Below are 21,559 nucleotides of genomic sequence, written 5' to 3' on the forward strand. Positions count from 1 at the left end.
ACCTCACTGCCGAATCGTGCCCAAACAATGGCTGGCACGTTGCGCGTGTCCACGCGATGAAGCCCCGGCACCAACCACAGCTGCCGCCGGCTGCTTGGCTATCATACGTTGCATAAGCTCTTTAACTTGGGTGGGGCTGACCTCTTCAACCTTTGCAATCAGCTCCTCCTTTTCGATCAGACGCCCATGGGCCATCAGATGCCGCGCCATTTGCTCAGCACGCGCCGACGAACTTTCTAGCCCCATCATAAGCCCGGCTTTGAGTTGGGCCTTGGCCCGTCCCATCTCAGCGTCCGTGGGACCATCCTGTGCCAACCGTGACAGCTCTTCAGACACCACATCAACCAGCTCTTGCATTTGCTCTGGCCCGGTTGCCGCATGCACAGCCAACAGCCCAGTATCGCTTAATCCCCAGGCTGACGAATAAATAGCGTAACACAACCCGCGCTTTTCACGGACTTCTTGGAAAAGGCGGGATGACATCCCCCCGCCGAGGAGCCCAGAAAGCACCTGAACCGCAAAGAAATCCTCCGCGCGATAGGCCGGACCTTCAAAGCCGATCACAATGTGGCTTTGTTCAAAGGCCTTCTTTGAGGACCGGACCCCCCCGGCGTAAACTGCGCCACTGGTCGGATCACCGGACGGCGCAGACCCGTCGTCAAAAAGGGCCTCGGCTTGACGGCACAAACTGTCGTGATCAACAGCACCCGCCGCGCTCACCACCAACCGGTTCGCGGCATAGTGACGATCAAGGTAAGAGCGCAAATCCCTCGACGTAATTGCCTGCACGCTTTCAGGCGTTCCCAGGATTGTTCGCCCGATTGGCTGTTCAGGATAGGCTGCATCCTGGACGAGATCATAAACAAGATCGTCAGGGCTATCCTGGCTGGCAGCGATTTCTTGCAGAATAACGTCGCGTTCGCGATCAAGCTCCATCGGATCAAAGAGCGAGTCTTGCAAAATATCAGCCAGGATCTCCAAAGCCGTGCCATCGTCACCTTTGAGCACGCGCGCATAATACGCCGTCGTTTCGATGCTGGTGGCGGCATTAATTTCACCACCGACCTCTTCGATCTCTTCAGCGATCCGCTGCGCAGTCCGCGACGTCGTTCCCTTGAACGCCATATGTTCGAGAAGGTGAGAAATACCGTGCAGCGTTTCCGGTTCATGCCGGGCGCCGGTGTTCACCCAAACGCCAAGTGATAGCGTCTCCAGGTGATCCATCTGATGTGTCACCACCCTCAGACCATTCGCGAGCTCAGTGATCCTGGTCGTCATACTTGCCCCTGACGGATTGCACGAGCGTTCTGCTCGATGAAGGCTTCGACTTGACTGAGATCATTATCGAGAACTGGGTATCGCTCCTCATCACTGAGCAGCGTTGAAAGTCGGTCCGGGAGGCCTGGACGCATTCCCGTAATTTGCTCCATCGCATCAGGGAACTTGGCGGGATGTGCCGTCGAGAGCACAACTTGAGGAACGCCCATATTGGACTCGGGAGCGCGATCCGCAGCCCAAACCGCACAGGCCGTGTGCGGGTCCAACAGATAACCGCTCTCCGCCTGAACACGACGAATGGTATCGGCGACCTCGTTCTCACCAGCACGCGCCGCAGCAAAGTCAGCCTTGAGCGTCTCGAACGCCCGTGAACCGACATCGAACCGCCGAGACTGCTTCAGGCTCTCCATTTGAGCCCTGACGACATCGGACTGTCGCCCGCAAGCCTCGAACAGGTAACGTTCAAAATTCGAGGAAATCTGGATATCCATTGACGGTGACGTTGTCGCCGTCACACCGCGCATTTCATAACTGCCCGTTTCCAAGGTACGCGGCAGAATATCGTTCTCGTTGGACGCGATCACGAGTCGATCGATTGCAAGCCCCATCCGCTTGGCGACGTACCCCGCAAAAATGTCACCGAAGTTCCCGGTTGGCACCGCAAAGGAGACGGGACGTCGCCCCGCTCCAAGCGCAACAGCGGCAACAAAATAGTACGTCACCTGCGCCACGATACGCGCCCAGTTGATCGAATTCACACCTGACAGCTGCACCCGGTCACGAAACGCATGGTGATTGAACATCGCCTTCACCAACGCCTGTGCGTCATCGAAGGTCCCGCGCACCGCGATGGCATGGACATTCGCCTCCCGGGGCGTCGTCATCATGCGCCGCTGAACATCGGACACGCGCCCTTCCGGAAACAGGATGAACACATCGACGTTTTTCGATCCCCGGAACGCTTCGATCGCAGCCCCGCCCGTATCCCCAGACGTCGCGCCTATAATCGTCGCACGGCTATCGCGCTTCTCCAGGACATGATCCATAAGCCGGGCTAGGAGCTGCATGGCAACATCCTTGAACGCCAGCGTCGGCCCATGAAAGAGTTCCAGCACGAAGCGATTGGTATCGATCTGAACGAGCGGGGTTACAGCGGCATGCCCGAACGCTCCGTAAGCATCGCGGGCCATCGCCGCCAGATCTGCGCGCGAGATCCCTTCGCCCACATAAGGGCTCAAGACCTCTACCGCCACATCGCTGAACGGCATGCCGGCGAAGGCCTCAATGGCCTCCTGCGAAAATTGCGGCCACTGCTCCGGGACATATAAACCGCCGTCGCGTGCCAATCCCGCCAGCAAAACATCTTCGAAGTCGAGCGACGGGGCTTGGCCCCGTGTTGAGACGTACTTCAAGCCTTGAAACTTTCGTTTTTCGTTATGAGCAATTTCATGAGGCTAACCGCCCTCGCGCAGCACCCTAATGCGCTAGGCCGTGCACAACAAGACAGGCTTCTTGAGCCAATCCCGGTTACTCCGGGGTCCGCCGGCTCTCCAGCCTATGCCAGACAAAGGCGACATACACGCCGAGCAAGGTCAACGCCAAGCCGTACCATGTCAGGGCGTATTCAAAATGTCGGTTGAAAATCTTGACCTTACTGGTGCCTGGTTTGGGCCATTCCGCAGCCGGCACACCGCCAGCGACCGGCTCTGCTTCAATGAAAAAAGGCACAAGATCGGTCTTCGACGGATCGAACGCGGAGGCATGCATTCCGGCTAAATCACGCCAATACCACAGGTTGTCTGCCACATTGTTATCCGGTGTAAACGTTTCCTGTTTGGCACTCAGGCGAACGATCCCGATTATTGTGCGATCCTCAGCGCCCCCCCCAGCAGGCCGAGTATCCGGAGATTTAAACCGCTCCGGCACATATCCGAGGTTAACCCACACATAACGCTTCTCCCCCACCCGCATGGGCGCAAACACGTCGTACCCGGGGCCATAGCCCTGATGCGGCGCGTACAGATAGCGCTCCTTTTCGTGATGCAGGATGCCGGGAACCTCCACACGCGTGTACTCGACATCACCGTCACGCGATCGGGCAATAACCTCGTCCAGCGATACCGGAGCCGCCTCCGCACGACTGTGTAGCCGCGAGATAATCGCGTCCTTTTCCACCTTGCGGCCCATCTGCCAGGTCCCAAGTCCAATCAGGATAGCAAGGCCCAGCAAAGTGAGGAGGCTGGGCCAGAGCAGACCGAGCTTTTGGTGGGATTGTTGTGAATCCGATTGCGTCATTCGTCAGAGAGCCGGCCTTCCTCGGCGCTGTATTTGTATTGCAATGCGATCAAGCCCCCTTTGAGAAGCCGCAAAAGCCCAAGCGCAACAACTGGGAGAATCAAAATCACGGCCGGTAGGGCGACCCACTCCGGCACGTCATATTTCAAGGTCGCGATCAGAGCCCCGCCAAGTCCGAGAAAACCAAGAATGAAAATGCCGAAGACGGCCGGACCATCACCAGTGTCAATGAAGCGGTAGTCCAAGCCGCAATGCTCACATGCGTCGGGCACATTGATGAGCGAACGAAACAATCGACCCGTGCCACAACGCGGGCACCGCCCGCTCAATCCCGCTCTAATCGCCGATACCTTTGGCTCACTCATGTCCTGCTCTCAACGGTCTCGACCTGCCGCAGCACCCATTGTTGTTGCGCAATCTTGCTTCAAAAAAGTTCAGGGCAGCCAGAGCCGCCCCGAACCAGATCCATCGAATTCGCGGTCTACGACTTGTCGCCGTACCGAAATTAATGCCCGCCTGGGTTAGGGCCTGCGCCCCAGACGTAGATCGATACGAACAAGAACAGCCAGACCACGTCAACAAAGTGCCAGTACCAAGCGGCCGCCTCGAAGCCAAAATGCTTCTTCGGCGTGAAATCGCCGCCGATCGCACGCAGCAAGCAGACGAAAAGGAACACCGTACCGATGATGACGTGTGCGCCGTGGAAGCCCGTGGCCATGAAGAAGGTCGCACCGTAGATGTGACCCGAATAATTGAAGGCTGCGTGGCCATATTCGTACGCTTGGCAGAATGTGAACAGGACGCCAAGAAGAACCGTCAGCGTCAGCCCCCAGATCAGGTGTTTGCGATTGTTCTCGAGCATCGCATGGTGCGCCCACGTCACCGTTACACCCGACAGAAGCAGGATCAGGGTGTTGACGAACGGCAGCCCCCACGGATCAAACGTCGAATGGAACGCATCGTTGGGCTGCGGAGGCCAAGTACCACCGATAAACTCATTGCGCTGAACCAGGCCGATTTGTTCCGTGACGTTGGTCGGCTGGAAAATTCCCGAAGGGAACAGCGCAACGTCGAAGTACGCCCAGAACCAAGCGACAAAGAACATCACTTCAGAAGCGATGAATAGGATCATGCCATAGCGAAGGTGGAGCTGAACCACCGGCGTATGATCACCGTGATGGCTCTCCTTGATGACATCGCGCCACCACATGAAAGCAGTCGCCATAACCAGCATCGCACCGATGCCGAACACCCAAGGCCCCTGGACGCCGAAAAGTCCGGCTCCGCCAGCCTGCGAGCGCATCCAGACGATAGCGCCCACAGCGAGGATGAGAGCCGAGAAAGAAGCAGCTATGGGCCACGGACTAGGCTCTAGCAGGTGGTAGTCGTGGTTCTTAGCGTGTGAATCAGCCATTAAGAGCTCTCCCGTTATCCCCTTTTTTGCCTAGGGCAGTTCTTCAAGGGCTTGCGCCCAGCCTTCCTTGCGTATTCACCCTCTCTGGTCGTCTTTTGATCGGAGAAACCAAAGCAGGGAGTAATCTAGTTTTCAGCCACCTTGCGCCGGCGTTTCCTTTGGCGCCTGCGCACTTTGACTGGGATTCTTTACAGGGTAGAAAGTGTAGGACAGTGTGATCTCCGACAGGCGTCCCGCATCTGCGTCATTGACGATTTCAGGATCGACAAAAAAACTCACGGGCATGTCCACCGACTGACCAGGCTCGAGCCTCTGCTCGGTAAAGCAAAAGCACTCAAGCTTATTAAAAAACTGTCCTGCAGACTCCGGCGTCACGTTGAACACAGCCGTCCCGGTGACCGGATGATCCGAGGTGTTGGTCGCGCGATAGCTCGCGAGCTTGGTCTCACCAAGATGAACCTCCATCGTGTGTTCAACCGGCTGAAATGCCCAGGGCAGATCCCGCGAAACGTTAGCGTCAAATCGCATCGTGATCGTTTGCGCCAACACCTTCTCCGCAGGCGCGCTGGCGACCTGGGTCGTGCCACCGAACCCGGTGACTTGACAGAACATGCGATACAACGGCACCGCCGCGTAAGCCATCCCAAGCATGCCGACCGCCATACCCAGGCAAATGATGCCCACCCGGCGATGACGGGCACCCATGCTGACTGACGGTGACTGATCAGCTGGTCCTTGCGAACTGTCTTTCGTCACGTCTTCCAAAACCCTCTCTATATCCTCAACCGGCACTATTACATGGGCCGATTGAAAACATTACCGCCAAGCCTCACGATCGTCGCAGCGTAAAAAAGGACGATCAACAGCCCCAGCGCGAGAGCGATCGCGATCGACCGCATCCGTTGCCGCTTCTTGTAGTCCTTGTCGTTATGGTCGTCGTTGTCCGACATCAAAACAAGCCTAACCCGGTGACCTGCGCGCCTGTCACAGTTGCGATCACATGCTCAGTCAGAAGTACTGCGAACAGTGCGAAGAGATAGAAGATCGAGAAGCCAAAAAGCTGCTTCGCCGCATGATCGGCTTCGCGTCCCTCGGTCACCCGCGCAACCTTAAAGGCAAACCACAGGAAAACTATCCCAAGCACAACTGACGTCGCGCCATAGGCCGCACCACCAAGACCGATGAACGACGGTGCAACGGCCAAAGGCACAAGCAAAAGCGAGTAGATTACGATCTGACGCCGTGTCTCCTTCGGACCAGCAACCACCGGTAGCATCGGCACACCAACACGCTCATAGTCCCTGCAGCGATAAAGTGCGAGAGCCCAGAAATGAGGTGGGGTCCACATGAAGATGATTAGGAATAGCAGAACACTTTCAATCGAGATTCCTCCCGTGACTGCAGCCCAACCAATCATCGGAGGAAATGCCCCGGCGGCACCGCCAATCACGATGTTCTGCGGCGTCCGGCGTTTAAGCCACATCGTATAGACGAAAATGTAAAAGCCGATTGTTAGGGCGAGAAGCCCTCCGGCGGTCCAATTGACCAGAACGCCAAGCGTCATGATCGACGCAACAGACAAAACGATACCGAAGCCAAGCGCTTCGCCTGCGCTTACGAGGCCACGAGGGATCGGCCGAGCTGCCGTGCGTGCCATATGCCGATCGATATCGGCGTCGTACCACATGTTGAGTGCACCGGACGCCCCAGCACCCACCGCGATAGCAAGGATCGCGATAATCGCCAGCACTGGATGCAGGTGCCCGGGCGCAGCAACCATTCCGGTCAGCCCGGTGAAAACAACAAGCGACATGACGCGCGGCTTCATCAAAGCCACGAAGTCTCCGACGCTTGGCGTCCCCGTAACCGCCACCGTCTCAACATCTGCCTGCAATCTCGACGTCACCGACATCTCGCAACCACTGATAAAGACCAAGTCTCTACGGAACCAACGTACCGCATCCCAGCCCCGACGCGTCCAGCAAGAAGCTCTGCCGATTACGCGCCTGGGTACCGCTCGACGGAACTATTCCTGATCCGCTAGCAACAGCGGACGATGCCGGTTGGCCCGCCCGCCACTTTAATACCCGCTTGTTCAGATCAAACAGGCGGCCCGGCCACAGATCGCGGCCGGACCGATCCCTGTCCCGATCAATGATGATCGGTTGCTTTGATCCGCGGCAGCGTTTCGAAGCAGTGGTACGGCGGTGGCGAAGACAGTGTCCACTCCAACGTCGTTGCGCCAGCACCCCAAGGGTTGTTGCCGACCCGCTCTTTGCGAGACAGGGCTACAAACAGACCGATGAAGAAGCAGATCGCGCCCACCGTTGTGATGTAAGAACCGATCGATGAGACCATGTTCCAAGTCGCAAAGGCGTCCGGATAGTCGACATAACGGCGCGGCATACCGGCAGCTCCGAGGAAGTGCTGCGGGAAGAACAGGATGTTCGCGCCAATAAACGTCAGCCAGAAGTGCAGCTTACCCCAGAACTCGGAGTACATTTTGCCGAACATCTTCGGGAACCAGTAGTACCAGCCGGCGAAGATCGAGAACACCGCACCCAGCGACAGCACATAGTGGAAGTGAGCAACCACATAGTAGGTGTCGTGAAGTGCACGGTCCACACCGGCGTTAGCCAGCATCACGCCCGTAACGCCACCAACGGTGAACAGGAAGATGAAGCCCAGCGCCCACAGCATCGGCAGACGGAACTGGATAGATCCACCCCACATCGTAGCGATCCACGAGAACACCTTCACGCCAGTGGGAACAGCGATGACCATCGTCGCAAACACAAAGTAAGCCTGAGATTCGACGCTCATGCCTGACGTGTACATGTGGTGCGCCCACACGACGAAGCCGACAAGGCCGATGGCAACCATAGCGTAGGCCATGCCGAGATAGCCGAACACTGGCTTCTTGGAGAAGGTCGCAACGATGTGGCTGATCATACCGAAGCCCGGCAGGATCATGATGTACACTTCAGGGTGTCCAAAGAACCAGAACAAGTGCTGATAAAGAACCGGATCACCGCCGCCAGCTGCATCGAAGAAGGTGGTGCCAAAGTTACGATCGGTCAGCAGCATCGTGATCGCGCCAGCGAGAACCGGCAGCGACAGCAGCAGCAAGAACGCCGTAACAAGAACCGACCATGCGAACAGAGGCATCTTGTGCATCGTCATGCCCGGCGCGCGCATGTTGAAGATCGTGGTGATGAAGTTGATGGCGCCCAGGATCGATGAAATACCGGCAAGGTGCAGCGACAGAATCACGAAATCGACGGATGGCCCCGGATGTCCGCTCGTAGATAGCGGCGCATAAACCGTCCAGCCCGTTCCTGCGCCGTCCATGCCCGGAGGGCCTTCGACGAACATCGAAGTTAACAGCAGAATGAAGGCGACAGGCAGAAGCCAAAACGAAATGTTGTTCATGCGCGGGAACGCCATGTCAGGCGCACCGATCATCAACGGCACGAACCAGTTGCCGAAGCCACCGATCATCGCCGGCATGACGACAAAGAACACCATGATCATGCCGTGGCCGGTCACGAACACGTTGAACATGTGCGGGTTGCTGAAGATCTGCATCCCCGGCTCTTGCAGCTCCAACCGCATTACGACTGAAAGCGCAACACCAATGATCGACGCCATCATCGCGAAGATCAGATAAAGCGTGCCGATATCTTTGTGGTTGGTCGAAAACAGCCACCGCTTGACGAAGCTCGTCGGCGCGCCCTGCTCATTATAACCTGCGTGAGCTTGATTGCTCATTGCGTTCGCCCCTTCAGATCTTGAGATCTTGCCTAGTTCCAACTGAGTTTCTGGCTCGTGAACCGCCGCAGCGCACGCCGGTTCACTCGTCGAGATCACTGCTGAACGGCAGCTACGTTTTGCTTAGCCTGTTCGATCGCAACTGCACGAATGATCTCACGGGCTTTTTTCTTGTCCTTCGCTTCCATAGCGCCGGCCCAAGCATTGAAGGTATCCTCACTGACGACACGCACCGCAATCGGCATGAAGGCGTGATCCTTGCCGCACAGCTCAGAGCATTGCCCGTAAAAGATGCCTTCCTTGGTGGCCTTGAACCAAGTTGCCGTAACACGGCCAGGAACCGCATCGGTCTTCGTACCAAACGAAGGAATCGTCCAAGCGTGAATCACGTCCTGCGACGTCACCAGCACGTGCACCACCTTGTTAACCGGCACGATAACTTCATTGTCGACTGCCAGCAGGCGCGGCGAAGGAATACCTTCGTCGATCAACTCCTGCCGCTCGTCGTCCGTCAGCATCAACGAATCGAACGAAAAACCGCCCCGGTCGGGATATTCATGCGACCAGTACCACTGATAGCCCGTCGCCTTAATCGTCAGGTCGGGCTTCGGGTACGAGTACTGCAAATTGAGCAGCTTGAATGACGGAACCGCGATAGCAACCAGGATGATGATCGGCACCACCGTCCAAGCCACCTCCAGCATCGCATGGTGCGTCGTCCGCGATGGCGTCGGATTCGCCTTCTCGCTGAACTTGAAGATTACGTAGACCATAAGCGCCAGAACGAAGATCGTAATAGCGACGATGATGACGTTCACGAGGTCATAAAAGCTATGAATGTCATCGGCGACAGGCGAAGCAGCAAGCTGCATGCCTATCTGCATATCCGCAGGCTGTCCCAGTTTTGCCGCCATGGCAGGAACTGCCAAGCATACAGCCGTGACGATACCGGCGAGAACCGTCGACGACATAACGCCGAGCCATCGTTTCACCATTCTCCGCTCCCAAGTTACGCTCGGCCGTCGCCGAGTCTGCCCCTTTGATTGATAATCACGCCGGCCCCGGTCCGGCTCCGAGCATCCACTGGAGTGGCATCCTCACGGTCGTCGATCGGAGAGCAACTCCAGACCGCCGTAGGCGCCATTATACAGCGCCAGTAAGTCATAGACTGAACGAAGTCGTCTAAGGTGCTCGGCAAGCGTTCCCAACCCTATCCAGAACACAAGCCGCATGCGGAGCTCAAGTCAAGTTCCATGCGGCATATATTCGCGATGGTCTTTGAACAATATTTGCACCCCTGTCCACCAAAACCGCCCAACAGCTCGGACAGTCCCAATTTAGCCTTTTTCGTTCCCGAGACGACACGACAAAGACTTCTCGCCAGACTAGATCATCAGCCACGCTGAAATCAGAAACGGCGGGGCTCAGCAATGGAGACGATCGCGTGCGGACCTGTGAAATTCCTCTGTCAGTTTTCCGCAGCAGCCGATTCGTTATTGCGGCGGTCATAGCCGTCCTAGTGACAGCCCTCGCTTTCGCACCCGCACAAGCGCAGGACGCGTCTCCCGACGGAAAAGTCAGATCTCAACACGGCGACTGGCAAATTGTTTGCAAGCCCCCGCCGCCGGGTGCCAGCCACGAAGTCTGCGCCGTTGTGCAGAGCGTCACGGCAGAAGACCGCAACAACGTCGGGCTGACCGTCTATTTTCAGCGCTTCTCGAATGGGACCCAGGTCCTGCGCGTATTCGCACCGCTCGGCGTCCTCCTGCCTCCCGGCCTGGGCTTGAAGATAGACGGCGCCGATGTGGGCAACGCACCATTTTTGCGCTGCCACACATTCGCTTGCTATGCGCAGGTGACCGTCGAAGAAAAGCTGGTCCAACAGCTCAAGAATGGAAAAACGGCAATCTTCGTAATCTTCCAAACCGAAGAGGCAGGCATCGGTATTCCGATTTCGCTGTCCGGCTTTTCCGATGCGCTGGCCGAACTGGCAAAGAGCAACTAATGCCCTTCTCGAACCCAACTGCCAATCTCAGCTAGTTTTTCGGAGCTGGTCGCGAAACCGCCAACGCGCTCCGGCGCACGAGCTGGCCCCAAGTGTCGTCATACTTGTGCACCAGCGACATCGCTCCGCGCCCATCGACAAGGCCACGCTCTTCATTGTGCCAGTGGAAAATCCCACCGTTCAAATTGTAAACGCGATCCGCACCCGCCGCGAAAAGCTCCCTCTGGACGCGCTGTGCCAACGCTGAACTGCGCATCCCCACCGAACAGTAAAAGACCACCATCTTGCCGCGCACCGAGGACGAATAGCGCTGCAGGAAGGCGTCGGTGGGGATATTCGGATCAACCCGGATAGAGTTGGGAGGATGGCCGACGGCAAACTCATCCGCTTCACGCACATCTAACAACAGCACACCGGACTTACCCGACAGCCGTTGCGCCAAACCTTCCGACGACAAGTGAAGGACATCAGGAAACCTGCGGCGAACCATCGTCTCGGTCGCAAGCATCCGTTCGGGCTGCAGAGCGACCGCCTTAGGCGCCGTAACATCCGCCGTACGGCCAAATCCGACCCCAGTAGCAGACGCAGATGCAGATGCAGATGCAGATGCAGATGCAGTGAAAACGATCAAACCGATCGTCACAGATACCAGCGACACTCTGTCCACAACGCGCCAAAGCATAGACCAGATCCGTCGTTCACTGACCAACGCAGCAGCTCCTCAAAAAGCAACCTGAACTCAAACGACTTGCATGTCTCACAAGTGACGAACGAACACTATAGATGCGGGTTCCAACGACATCCCCACGTGACGGCAATTCACTCGAGAAGCCCAATACGGTCACGTGAAGATCCGCCCTTTCGCCACTTTATTCAAGGAGCATGAAAACCCGAAGCCGTAGGGCAAAACCAACACCAAGGGAGGCGTTAGTTGAAGGCAACTCAACATCCATCTTCAGGGATCGATGAAACTGAGGAGACGCGCCGTTATCGCCGTCTGGAAGCCTTCAACCCTGCATTCCGCCGCGATATTGAACGTTTGATGCAAGTCTCTCCTGAACTGGAGGATCTTGCCGATAGCTTTCCCGGATTGTTGTTTGCGTTGGCGACAGGCTACGGCAAACCCGCGAAGCAACGCGCAAGTATACAGGCGATCCGTCGCGGCTTACCCCTTCAACGCGCAGCGATGACCTTATCGCTGCCATGGTGGCTGCGCCGCCTTCCTCCCGCCGCCTATACTCACAAAATCAGCATGCTACCGAGAAACGTAGAGTTCTCCAGGCATGTCGTTGATTTGATTCCGACACAAACATCGGACATGGGCCCCTGGCTATGGGCCATTGAGCATGGCTATCGCGGATGCCACTGGCACTTCGCTCTTTGGGCCGCGCGCTGGCTATCTAGATCCAATCGCGTCCTGGCAAGCCCGGGCGGAGAAAATAATTTCCGCTTTCTAACGGCCTGGGCATGGCACGCCGAGCGAGAGGGAACGCCAGGCCACCAGCTTGTACGCAAACCCTGGTCATCAGAAATGGGCCTGCGTAAAGCACTGGACGAAGTGGGCATATGGCGCCGCCGTGTGGCCCTGGCCGTCGCGCTAAACTCACAAAAAGAAACCGACTGGCTCACCGAAGGCAGCGCCAACGGCTACGAATTTGTCGCATTACAGACACCGGAGGATTTCATTCGGGAAAGCGATAAGATGGAGAACTGCTTGGATCAGTTCAGCGATCATATGGAAGGCGGCCTCTCGCGCATCTTCTCCATCAGAAAGAAGGGGCGCACCGTCGCAAATCTGGAAGTCGCCCCTCACGACAGCGAACCCACAATAGCCGGCATCCGTCAGTTGCGTGGACGCCGCAATCACAAGGCACGACCGGAGGTATGGCGCGCAGCATATACTTGGCTCAGCGAGCAACCCTTGCGACCGCCACACGCTGCGGCTCGGCGCAGCGACCGGGCGAGGACACAGCAAGCCGCATTGGAATTGTGGCTACCCTACCTGGAATTTCTCGATACGGCGGGGCTCGCCGAGGAGTTCGCGGCCTCAGCAATTGGCTTGAAGCCCATTGCGAGCAAGCGCCTTCCAAAAAGGAAAGTAAGTCTCTAAACCAGCACTCGAACACCCCGTGGCGCACCTCGCAAAGTAACATGCGCAAGGCCACCGCCGTCAAAGAAAGGAATGGTCAGGCCACACGCCGTTGTTCTCCTGTTGATTTGACGTGCACTCGTGTCGAGCGGCGCGACTTCTTTCCAACCGGCAAAGAAATGAGATCACGCTCGGGTTCGTCAGAAACCTTCTCAACCACAGGCGTTGCATGGGTTGGCGCGTTTGCCGTTACGTCAAGCACCTGCGCGATGCGCCGTGTGCTCTCCGCCCCTTGCGAAAAAGCGGCTTCCCAGAATTGAGCCTGCACATTGAGAATATCCATCGGCGTCCGGCATCGTGCCAACTTACTGGGCATCCCAAGACAGGCCTGCATCCTTCTGCTCGTCAGTCCCCACAGCTCTAGCTGACACTGACCAAGCCCCTTAAATTTCCGTTGTGTTTCATCGGATTGGGCAACCGGGCTTGCAAAATACGCTTCGCACATCGCTTGCCACGAACCGAAGCCTAAATCACTGATATTATGTAATGATTTCATAACTCGACTCCCTGACCGCGACCAGCTTGCCTCCTACCAGCCGCTTGAAGTGGAAGTATAACTCACGATCGAAAATTCAACCGCCGGAAGTCAATTTGTCCACAGCTCGCCAGAACAATTAAGATGCTGCAGCGCAAAATAAATTTCCCAACCTTCTCGAAACTCTCAACAGATGCTCGCCATCACAAATTTCAATCAAAAATAATTATCGAACAAAACTCACAACCAAAAATTGAATATAGAGCCATTAACCACTTTATATTTGACAGTACTCGTCCTATCGCGAAGCTTTAGCCATGTTTCCCATCGCCGCTCCATGTTTCCCGCGGCGGAAAAACCCTTTGTATTTGTGTATTTTCATGTTGAGTTTCGTCTTTCTCAAGCAGGTCGAAAATATAATTTCAGCACGAGCTCAAGCGTGCTTATACCCCAAAGCATTGGTAGCGCTCGCTCTAATTATCAGCGCTCAACCCGTAGCAGCGAATGACGGAAACACGCCAACGAGGCACTATGAAACCTGGGTCGGCGCGGACACCGCCAAGAATGTTTGGCTTCTATATTCGGGAACGACTGCATCTCCATTCGGGCACATCTATGAAGACGGCCTTCGCCTAAGGTTTGTTGGCGGCTATGGCCAGTATACTTACGGCGGCAAACGTCCTGAGCTTAATCCTGCCTACACGGGTTTCGGAGCTGAACCGTGGCTCATTACGCCATATAAAACCTTCAAGGCACGGGTGCAGTTTGCGGAGGCTCTGATTGGCTATCAGTTACGTACTGGCGAACTTACGACCAAAGCTTTCGTCGGCATTTCGGCCATCGATCACGATATCCGTCCCGGAGACTATGCGATCCTTCCCGACGCAAACGGGAAACCGCAAAAATACTCCTTTAACTTTGCAAGTGGGCTTGATGTCGGCGTCAAAATCGCCCTTGAACTATGGTTGAATCTCGGTGCCGACGCCTATGCCTCTCTCGACCTTGCTTGGTCGGACGCCCACCTGACGCGATCCGCACGTGCGCGGATCGGACATTACTTATTTGATGGCCTGTCCGCAGGCCTGGAAGCCAACTTCAACTTGGACAGAAATGGCGAAGTCCGCCTCAAGGACGAAGAATTCGTCACGGACGCACCTATCGATTACGCCCGCTTCGGTATGTTCGCGAGATACAATTGGGACGGAGGAGAAATTTCCGCTTCAGCCGGTCTACTCGGGGACTTCACGCAAAATCAGTCTGCATATGGTACAGTGAACTGGGTAACTCAGTTCTAACAAACCATCAGCCGCAGAGAGCGCATCGAGAGCAATCATGATCGGACTACCATCTGCGAACATTTCGCGAGCAGCAATGGCGGCCGCTTCATTGCTTGTCTTGCTCACGGCCCCTGTCCACGCGAAGACGTGCGCGGATCAAACGGTTTGGGCGCGCGGAGAACCCTCCGTCCTACAATGGCTCGCCAAAGCGAAAACAAAAGCCAATTGGCGCGCAAAGGTCAGAGCTTTGCCGGATCTTGGCGATCCATTTGCCAATTGGGAACGGGCAGAGAACGCCACCGAACACTGCGTCTCGGGTCCATCCGGAACGGTCTGCGACTTCGAAGGCACCCCATGTCGTAAAGACTGAGAAGCCCGTTAGCCATTTGTAAAATATGAGAATATCTGGACAATAAAACCCAGATGAGATTTTTGCGCGTCGGGATCGATTTGCAATCGAACGACTTGACGACGCCACAATTCATCAACAAATAGAACGCCCATTCTGTTTGCGAACAGTGAATTGACACTCTGTTACCTGCGAAACACCGGTTGCTCCGATAAAGCGGTTACTTTGACGATTTGCGTAGCACCCAACCACAGCACTTGAACAAGTGCCGCAGACAACTCGATCCAACCTCGACCTTTCGGTTCGGCCACCCATGCCCAAGTTAAGGCCAGAAACTCTGACGGCACGTCGCGAGCACATTCTTGACGCTGCGGAACGCTGCTTTGCGCGTTCCGGCTTCCATCAATGTACGATGGCTGAGATTTGCGCTGAAGCGGGAATTAGTGCTGGCGCTCTCTACAGTCACTTTCCTTCGAAAGAAGCCCTAATCGCTGGTAGTGCGGAACGTGACCGGTCCAATCTCACACGCCAATTCGCCGAGGTCGCGGATACCCCGGATCTGCCGACAGCTCTCACAAAGATTGCCGAGTACTACACGGTCGACGAACCCCAATATAAGCGCATTTTGACTGCCGAAATCGGACTGGAAGCCACACGCAACAATGGCATTCGTGAGATTTTTAACTCCGTCGACGGTTTTGTAGTGAGCAGCCTTCGGGAAGTTATCGAGCGTTCCCAACAGGAAGGTCGCATCAAACCAGATCTCGATGCGCGAACTTTGGCTGAACTCCTCAGCGTCATTGGCGAAGGCTTGATGTGGCGGCGTGCTGTTATTCCAGACTTCGACGCCAAGCCGTTGCTGCCTGCGATCACCAGCATCGTCGAAACGCTCTTTAACCCAACCTCACAACAACCAGGTGCCGCGACGCCGGCCAGACCTGCCGAGATCGAGGAAGACGCATGAAAAAGTGGCTTCTACTGATCGCGGTCGTGGCCGTGCTTTCCGCCGGCGGCTACGCCTACGTCTACGGCGATCTGCAAAAGCAGTTGGCTGAGAAGTTCGCGCTATCCAAAACCGATAACAAATCCGCAGATAAATCGAGCAAAGAAACAACCGAAGAGCAATCCTCTTCCTCCAAGGCCGTAGCGCCTGAGGATTCGGCAATTGCAGTTTCAGTGGCGGTAGTCCAACCCGCACTGTTTGTCGAAACCGTTATGGTCACGGGCTCTCTTGTTGCCCGCGAGCAAATCTTCGTGGCGGCGGAAATCGAAGGCCAGCGGATTGTGGAGCTTTCGGCCGAAGAGGGTGACTACGTAAAGAAAGACGATCTGCTCGCGACACTCGAAAGCGAGGCGCTCTCGGCCCAACGCGCCCAAATCACGGCAACCATTGCACGTGCCGATGCTGCCATCGACCGAGCCAAGAGCCTGATCGTGGAATCTGAAGCGCGCCTCGATGAAGCGGAAGCCGAGTTAAAACGCGCAACGCCATTGCGCTCCTCCGGATATCTTTCCGAGAGCACATATGACCAGCGCCGGGCGACAGCACGTACCGCGCGAGCCCAGCTGACGGCAGCCAAGCATGGCCTGCTCCTCGCCGAAGCCGAGAAGAACCAAGCTGGAGCTCAGGGCCGGGAACTGGATTGGAAACTATCGAAGACGGAAATTCGAGCCCCGACCAGCGGCCTGATCTCTCGCCGCACCGCGCGCATCGGCGGCCTCGTTTCGAGCACAAAGGACCCGTTGTTCCTGCTTGTCTCGGATGCCGAGATTGAACTCGACGCCGAAGTGCCCGAAACCAAACTCACGCGCTTGAAAATCGGACAGAAAGCTCAGATCAGCGCATCCGGCGGACCAATGGTTGAAGGGACCGTCCGCCTTATCTCACCAGAGGTCGACATCGCCTCAAGGCTCGGTCACGTCCGTATCTTTCTTGGCGCAAACCCAAACTTGCGTGTTGGAGCTTTTGCGCGCGGAACCATTGAAACGTCACGCACAAACGGATTGGCGGTCCCACAGTCAGCGGTACTGTACGAGACAAGCGATACCGCACAGCGCCCTATGGTCCAGCGCATTGTGGAGGGCAAGGTGGAAACCGTCGAGGTAGAGATCGGCTCTATTGCCGCCGGGTTTATGGAGATCACATCCGGTCTTACGGAAGGTGACGTCGTCGTCGCCAAATCCGGAACATTTCTGCGCAATGGCGACCACGTCAGACCAATCAAGCCCTCACCCAAAATCAGTGAGGCAAACTAATGAACACCAACGTCTCAGCGTGGTCGATACGACGACCAGTCCCCGCCCTGGTCCTTTTCATGGTACTGGTTGTGATTGGTACGCTGAGCTTTGGCACGCTGCCCATTACACGCTTCCCAAACATCGACATTCCGATTGTTCAGGTCTTGATTACTCAAGCCGGCTCCGCGCCTTCTGAACTCGAAACGCAGGTCACAAAAAAAGTCGAAGATGCCATTGCCGGTGTTAACGGCGTCAAACACCAAACGTCGACGATCACCGAAGGCTCATCCACCTCGATGATCGAGTTTCGGTTGGAAATTGATCCCGACCGCGCATTGAACGACGTCAAAGACGCAATTGCGCGCATCCGCGCAGACCTGCCACGAACCATCGACGAGCCGATCGTTCAGCGTATCGAAATCGAAGGTCTTCCTATCGTGACCTACTCGGCGCGCGCGCCGGCGATGACCCCAGAAGAGCTGTCGTGGTTCGTTGATGATACCGTTTCGCGTGCTCTCCGAAGCGTTGCCAACGTCTCAGCTGTTGATCGCATCGGCGGCGTCACCCGTGAGATCCATGTTGAGTTAGATCCTGATCGGCTTCTCTCACTCGGCATCACTGCAGGTGACGTGAACCAACAGATCCGCGCAACCAACATCAACCTCGCCGGGGGCCGGGGTGAAATTGCCGGACGCGAACAAGCAATCCGTACCTTGGCTGGCCAGAAGTCCGTGGCAGATCTGGCCGCAACCAGCATTGCGCTACCGGGCAACCGCTACGTCCGGCTCGATGAACTTGGCAAGGTCGTTGATACTGTCGAAGAGCCACGCACATTCGCCGACCTCGATGGCGAACCCGTCGTCGCTTTTGCAGTCTCGCGCGCAAAAGGAGCCAGCGACACCAACGTAGCTGACGCAGTCGCAGAACGTATTAAACAGCTCCAAACCGAATACCCGAACGTCATCTTTACACGCATCGATAACACCGTCGATTACACCTACGGGGTGTTTGAATCGACCATGAAGACCTTGATGGAAGGTGCCGTCCTCGCCATTCTCGTCGTCTTTGTTTTTCTCCGAGACTGGCGCGCAACCATCATCGCGGCAATTGCCCTGCCCCTCTCGATTATTCCGACATTTTGGGCGATGGAGACCATGGGCTTCTCGCTCAATCTCGTGTCGCTTCTCGCAATAACTATCGTTACTGGCATCCTGGTCGATGACGCCATCGTCGAAATCGAAAATATTGTCCGCCACATGCGCATGGGCAAATCCGCCTATCGCGCAGCCCTTGAAGCGGCCGACGAGATAGGTCTGGCTGTGATCGCGATTACGGTCACGATTATCGCAGTCTTCATGCCCGTCAGCTTCATGGGTGGAATCGCCGGACAGTACTTCAGGCAATTCGGCATGACCGTGGCGTTTGCCGTCGCGTTCTCGTTGCTCGTCGCGCGATTGATAACACCGCTCCTCGCCGCCTACTTCATGCGGTCCAACAAAGAAGCCGTCGAAAAAGAAAGCTGGCTCCTCCGGATCTATACGCGTCTCGTCGGATGGTCCGTCCATCACCGCATCAAAACCGTTCTTCTCGGCATTGCGATCTTTTTCTGCTCGATCGGCTCATTCTATTTGCTCCCGTCCGGCTTCCTTCCGGTAGAAGACGTCAGCCGGTCCCTCCTGGCCATTGAACTGCCACCGGGCTCACGCATTGAGGACACGCGCGAAGTCACGGAACGCATTGCCAACCACCTGCGCCGCCGTCCTGATGTCGAAAGCGTGTTCGTCAACGGCGGCAACCTGATGGGTTCTGGCGCCGAGGTGCGTAAGGCGACTCTCATCATCACGTTGAAGCCCAAGGACAAACGCGAGAAACCGCAAGCCGAAATTCAGGAAGAGATCGGCCGTGAACTGGCCGACATCCCGGACGTGCGCTACTGGTTCCTCCAGGACAACGGCCAACGCCAGTTCCAGCTCGTCGTATCCGGCCGAGACGGCGAAGCTGTTGATCGCGTGGGAGCTGCACTGACGAGCCAAGCCAATCGCCTCCCGCAACTCCTCAACGTTGTCTCGACAGCGGAACTCGATCGACCGGAACTACGCGTCTTTCCAAAGAGCGATGTTGCAGCCGACCTCGGCGTAACAACCCAAGCCATTTCTGAAGCGGTCCGCATCGCAACGATCGGCGACATCGGCGCCAACCTCGCAAAGTTTGACGTCGGCGACCGGCAAATCCCCATTCGCGTCAAGCTTCCCGACAGCGCGCGCGCCAATCGGCACATGCTCGAGAGTATCAAGGTTCCGACAGCGTCCGGCGGATCAGTGCCGTTATCCACCGTCGCGCGCTTTGAACTGAGCCAAGGCGCGACATCGATCGATCGCTACGACCGAACCCGCCGCGTCCTCATCGGAGGCGATCTGGTCGGTCGCACTCCTTTGGGCGATGCAGTGAACGCAGTTATGAAACTGCCGACCGCACAAAACCTACCCGAAGGCGTTGTGATCAAGCAATTCGGCGATGCCGAGGTTATGGCGGAAGTGTTCGAAAGCTTTGGCCAAGCCATGGCCGCTGGCTTGATGATGGTCTACGCTGTCTTAGTCCTGCTTTTTGCAAGCTTTTTGCAGCCCGTTACCATTCTGTTCTCCCTGCCGCTCTCGATCGGTGGCGCCATCGTCGCCCTAGCAATAACAGCAAACTCCATCAGCTTGCCTGTCGTCATCGGCGTGCTCATGCTTATGGGTATCGTGACCAAGAATGCCATCATGCTCGTGGATTTCGCTGTAGAAGAAATTGCGAGCGGCGTCCCGCGCAATGAAGCCATCGTCGACGCTGGCCGCAAACGCGCGCGACCCATCATCATGACGACAATTGCAATGATCGGCGGCATGCTGCCATCGGCCTTGGCCCTCGACTCTGGCGGTGAGTTCCGCGCGCCTATGGCCATCGCTGTAATCGGCGGCCTAGTTTCTTCGACGGTGCTCTCACTTGTATTTGTACCCGCCGTCTTTGTTCTCATGGACGATGTGGGCCGCGTGTTAGGCCGTGTCTTCGGGCGTTTCGTTGGCGCCGTCGACGAACCGGATGAGCCCACCGCGCATTCCGCAAAACCGCTTCCGTCAGGCTCTCCAGCAGCTTCGGCCGAATAGGTCACGGTGGATTGTTAATCGGGAAACAAATTTATTGCCCCACACCACGAACTTAGCGCTATCAGCTAGCGTTCACCGTTCATCGCAAAATGAATTTCTTGCAGCCCGGAAGGGAACTAAATCCATGTTTGACGCGAAAAGCCTCCTCGATGCACTGGTGGGCGGCGCAAAGCCCGCACACACATCAGGCGCACCAGATACAACAGCACACGGCGACCCACTTGGCGACCTCCTGCGCAATATCATTCCCGACAAGAACTCAGAAAATGCAGGCGCCGCAGCGCCCCCATCGTCGTCAGGAGACGACATTGGCGACATCCTCAACAACCTAAAGGAAAAAATTGGCGCTGAAGGCGGCCTCGGTGACATTCTCGGCCAAGTCTTTGGCCAAGCCACTTCCGGCGTCCGTGAAGGCGCCGGCAAGATCGACGAAGCCACGGGAGCCAGCGACAGCGTCGGCGATGCCGTCCGTCAACTTTCCGGCAAATCACCAGAAGAACTGATCGCCACCGTCCGCGAAATGATCGCCAACAACCAGCTCGGCGCTGGTGCGGCATTGGGCGGCCTCGGCGCCCTGATCCTCGGCACTCAGACGGGCCGTTCAGTCGCCGTGGGCGCTGCCAAGATAGGTGCGCTGGCGCTCATCGGCGGCCTTGCCTACAAAGCTTATCAAAACTACCAGCAAGGTCGGCCTTTGATCACCGGAAAGGACGAGGTCGTAGCCGAACCTCCTCCAGGCTCAGGGTTTGAACCATCAGCCGTCAGCAATAGCGAAGCGTTGACGCTTATCCGCACTATGGTGGCCGCCGCAGCAGCGGATGGTCGGGTCGACTCGATCGAGCAAAATGCAATTCTCAGCAGTCTTCCCCAACATGGCCTGAACGGAGAGGCCGAAGAATTCCTCGCCGCCCAACTCAATCACCCCGCATCGATCGACGAAATAGCCGGAGCGATCCGATCTAAGGAAGAAGCAGTCCGGGTCTACACAGCCGCGCGCATTACCATCGAACCCGATTCCGATGCTGAAAAAGACTTTCTGGCCAGCCTCGCCTCACGGCTCAACATTGAGCCAGAGCTGGCTGCACATCTCAATGCCTCAGCACGCCAAGTTGGCGCCTAGCTATATTCTTTAGATACGAGAAAAAAGGGGAGGCCAAACGCCTCC

19 protein-coding genes are annotated in these 21,559 nt (G+C 56.5%); 7 read left to right on the plus strand and 12 right to left on the minus strand.

The features are described 5' to 3' along the window. Nucleotides 1-3 precede the first annotated feature (3 nt). The 10 genes from BLS30_RS08865 to coxB form a co-directional block, all read right to left on the minus strand. A complete protein-coding gene (locus BLS30_RS08865; protein ID WP_046479470.1) occupies nucleotides 4-1,278 on the minus strand; it encodes a M16 family metallopeptidase in 1,275 nt (424 codons plus the stop codon). Continuing rightward, the gene (gene thrC / locus BLS30_RS08870; RefSeq protein ID WP_046479469.1) at nucleotides 1,275-2,690 is read right to left on the minus strand and encodes a threonine synthase; all 1,416 of its coding nucleotides are present in this window, start codon (nucleotides 2,688-2,690) and stop codon (nucleotides 1,275-1,277) included. Before thrC ends, BLS30_RS08865 begins: the two co-directional genes overlap by 4 nt. A gap of 115 nt (nucleotides 2,691-2,805) precedes the next feature. After that, entirely contained in the window at nucleotides 2,806-3,573 is a 768-nt protein-coding gene (locus BLS30_RS08875; RefSeq protein ID WP_052744059.1) for an SURF1 family protein, read from the minus strand. Beyond that, entirely contained in the window at nucleotides 3,570-3,938 is a 369-nt protein-coding gene (locus BLS30_RS08880; RefSeq protein ID WP_046479468.1) for a DUF983 domain-containing protein, read from the minus strand. The genes BLS30_RS08875 and BLS30_RS08880 overlap by 4 nt, the downstream gene beginning before the upstream one ends. Before the next feature lie 140 nt (nucleotides 3,939-4,078). Then, nucleotides 4,079-4,987, minus strand: coding sequence for a cytochrome c oxidase subunit 3 (locus BLS30_RS08885; RefSeq protein WP_046479467.1), 909 nt, complete (start codon nucleotides 4,985-4,987; stop codon nucleotides 4,079-4,081). Nucleotides 4,988-5,119: 132 nt separating this feature from the next. Next, nucleotides 5,120-5,743 carry a cytochrome c oxidase assembly protein gene (locus BLS30_RS08890; protein ID WP_244464958.1) on the minus strand — a complete coding sequence of 208 codons (624 nt, stop codon included), beginning with the start codon at nucleotides 5,741-5,743 and terminating at the stop codon, nucleotides 5,120-5,122. A gap of 38 nt (nucleotides 5,744-5,781) precedes the next feature. Beyond that, complete coding sequence (locus BLS30_RS18120) at nucleotides 5,782-5,937, minus strand: hypothetical protein (protein ID WP_170832441.1); 156 nt, start codon at nucleotides 5,935-5,937, stop codon at nucleotides 5,782-5,784. Beyond that, nucleotides 5,937-6,899: a heme o synthase gene (locus tag BLS30_RS08895; RefSeq protein WP_046479466.1), complete on the minus strand. Its 963-nt coding sequence runs from the start codon at nucleotides 6,897-6,899 to the stop codon at nucleotides 5,937-5,939. Before BLS30_RS08895 ends, BLS30_RS18120 begins: the two co-directional genes overlap by 1 nt. A 239-nt stretch (nucleotides 6,900-7,138) precedes the next feature. Next, nucleotides 7,139-8,758 carry a cytochrome c oxidase subunit I gene (ctaD, locus tag BLS30_RS08900; RefSeq protein ID WP_046480784.1) on the minus strand — a complete coding sequence of 540 codons (1,620 nt, stop codon included), beginning with the start codon at nucleotides 8,756-8,758 and terminating at the stop codon, nucleotides 7,139-7,141. Between the two features lie 95 nt (nucleotides 8,759-8,853). Then, nucleotides 8,854-9,753: a cytochrome c oxidase subunit II gene (gene coxB, locus BLS30_RS08905; protein ID WP_046479465.1), complete on the minus strand. Its 900-nt coding sequence runs from the start codon at nucleotides 9,751-9,753 to the stop codon at nucleotides 8,854-8,856. 449 nt (nucleotides 9,754-10,202) lie between these two features. Here coxB and BLS30_RS08910 point away from each other — a divergent pair, with 449 nt between their 5' ends. Continuing rightward, nucleotides 10,203-10,763 carry an invasion associated locus B family protein gene (locus BLS30_RS08910; protein WP_046479464.1) on the plus strand — a complete coding sequence of 187 codons (561 nt, stop codon included), beginning with the start codon at nucleotides 10,203-10,205 and terminating at the stop codon, nucleotides 10,761-10,763. Between the two features lie 31 nt (nucleotides 10,764-10,794). On the opposite strand, the gene BLS30_RS08915 is transcribed toward BLS30_RS08910, so the two are convergent. Then, nucleotides 10,795-11,421, minus strand: a complete 627-nt coding sequence (locus BLS30_RS08915; protein ID WP_170832442.1) for a rhodanese-like domain-containing protein — start codon at nucleotides 11,419-11,421, stop codon at nucleotides 10,795-10,797. A gap of 273 nt (nucleotides 11,422-11,694) precedes the next feature. Between BLS30_RS08915 and BLS30_RS08920 the strand changes: the two genes are divergently transcribed. Further along, on the plus strand, nucleotides 11,695-12,873 hold the full coding sequence (locus BLS30_RS08920) for a PcfJ domain-containing protein (RefSeq protein WP_046479463.1): 1,179 nt from the start codon (nucleotides 11,695-11,697) through the stop codon (nucleotides 12,871-12,873). Nucleotides 12,874-12,949: 76 nt separating this feature from the next. Here the strand turns inward: BLS30_RS08920 and BLS30_RS17985 are convergent, their stop codons facing one another. Next, complete coding sequence (locus BLS30_RS17985; RefSeq protein WP_139165311.1) at nucleotides 12,950-13,408, minus strand: hypothetical protein; 459 nt, start codon at nucleotides 13,406-13,408, stop codon at nucleotides 12,950-12,952. A 359-nt stretch (nucleotides 13,409-13,767) separates the two neighbouring features. Between BLS30_RS17985 and bcsS the strand changes: the two genes are divergently transcribed. The 5 genes from bcsS to BLS30_RS08955 all read left to right on the plus strand — a co-directional run bounded on the left by bcsS (nucleotide 13,768) and on the right by BLS30_RS08955 (nucleotide 21,514). Continuing rightward, entirely contained in the window at nucleotides 13,768-14,682 is a 915-nt protein-coding gene (bcsS, locus tag BLS30_RS08930; protein WP_090228137.1) for a cellulose biosynthesis protein BcsS, read from the plus strand. Nucleotides 14,683-15,326: 644 nt separating this feature from the next. After that, a complete protein-coding gene (locus BLS30_RS08940; protein ID WP_046479459.1) occupies nucleotides 15,327-15,977 on the plus strand; it encodes a TetR/AcrR family transcriptional regulator in 651 nt (216 codons plus the stop codon). Further along, complete coding sequence (locus BLS30_RS08945) at nucleotides 15,974-17,269, plus strand: efflux RND transporter periplasmic adaptor subunit (RefSeq protein ID WP_090228139.1); 1,296 nt, start codon at nucleotides 15,974-15,976, stop codon at nucleotides 17,267-17,269. Before BLS30_RS08940 ends, BLS30_RS08945 begins: the two co-directional genes overlap by 4 nt. Next, nucleotides 17,269-20,394 carry an efflux RND transporter permease subunit gene (locus BLS30_RS08950; RefSeq protein WP_090228142.1) on the plus strand — a complete coding sequence of 1,042 codons (3,126 nt, stop codon included), beginning with the start codon at nucleotides 17,269-17,271 and terminating at the stop codon, nucleotides 20,392-20,394. Before BLS30_RS08945 ends, BLS30_RS08950 begins: the two co-directional genes overlap by 1 nt. A gap of 124 nt (nucleotides 20,395-20,518) precedes the next feature. After that, a complete protein-coding gene (locus BLS30_RS08955; RefSeq protein WP_090228145.1) occupies nucleotides 20,519-21,514 on the plus strand; it encodes a tellurite resistance TerB family protein in 996 nt (331 codons plus the stop codon). Nucleotides 21,515-21,559: the final 45 nt, after the last annotated feature.

It is taken from the genome of Filomicrobium insigne (assembly GCF_900104305.1).
GTDB lineage: Bacteria > Pseudomonadota > Alphaproteobacteria > Rhizobiales > Hyphomicrobiaceae > Filomicrobium > Filomicrobium insigne.

Excerpts from the sequence above, each read along its gene's own strand:
- BLS30_RS18120 (WP_170832441.1), bottom strand. The coding sequence starts at position 5,937 with ATGTCGGACAACGACGACCATAACGACAAGGACTACAAGAAGCGGCAA.
- BLS30_RS08940 (WP_046479459.1), top strand. The coding sequence starts at position 15,327 with ATGCCCAAGTTAAGGCCAGAAACTCTGACGGCACGTCGCGAGCACATT.
- ctaD (WP_046480784.1), bottom strand. The coding sequence starts at position 8,758 with ATGAGCAATCAAGCTCACGCAGGTTATAATGAGCAGGGCGCGCCGACG.
- BLS30_RS08945 (WP_090228139.1), top strand. The coding sequence starts at position 15,974 with ATGAAAAAGTGGCTTCTACTGATCGCGGTCGTGGCCGTGCTTTCCGCC.
- BLS30_RS08895 (WP_046479466.1), bottom strand. The coding sequence starts at position 6,899 with ATGTCGGTGACGTCGAGATTGCAGGCAGATGTTGAGACGGTGGCGGTT.
- BLS30_RS08880 (WP_046479468.1), bottom strand. The coding sequence starts at position 3,938 with ATGAGTGAGCCAAAGGTATCGGCGATTAGAGCGGGATTGAGCGGGCGG.
- BLS30_RS08885 (WP_046479467.1), bottom strand. The coding sequence starts at position 4,987 with ATGGCTGATTCACACGCTAAGAACCACGACTACCACCTGCTAGAGCCT.
- BLS30_RS17985 (WP_139165311.1), bottom strand. The coding sequence starts at position 13,408 with ATGAAATCATTACATAATATCAGTGATTTAGGCTTCGGTTCGTGGCAA.
- coxB (WP_046479465.1), bottom strand. The coding sequence starts at position 9,753 with ATGGTGAAACGATGGCTCGGCGTTATGTCGTCGACGGTTCTCGCCGGT.
- BLS30_RS08875 (WP_052744059.1), bottom strand. The coding sequence starts at position 3,573 with ATGACGCAATCGGATTCACAACAATCCCACCAAAAGCTCGGTCTGCTC.
- bcsS (WP_090228137.1), top strand. The coding sequence starts at position 13,768 with ATGTTGAGTTTCGTCTTTCTCAAGCAGGTCGAAAATATAATTTCAGCA.
- BLS30_RS08950 (WP_090228142.1), top strand. The coding sequence starts at position 17,269 with ATGAACACCAACGTCTCAGCGTGGTCGATACGACGACCAGTCCCCGCC.
- BLS30_RS08865 (WP_046479470.1), bottom strand. The coding sequence starts at position 1,278 with ATGACGACCAGGATCACTGAGCTCGCGAATGGTCTGAGGGTGGTGACA.
- BLS30_RS08955 (WP_090228145.1), top strand. The coding sequence starts at position 20,519 with ATGTTTGACGCGAAAAGCCTCCTCGATGCACTGGTGGGCGGCGCAAAG.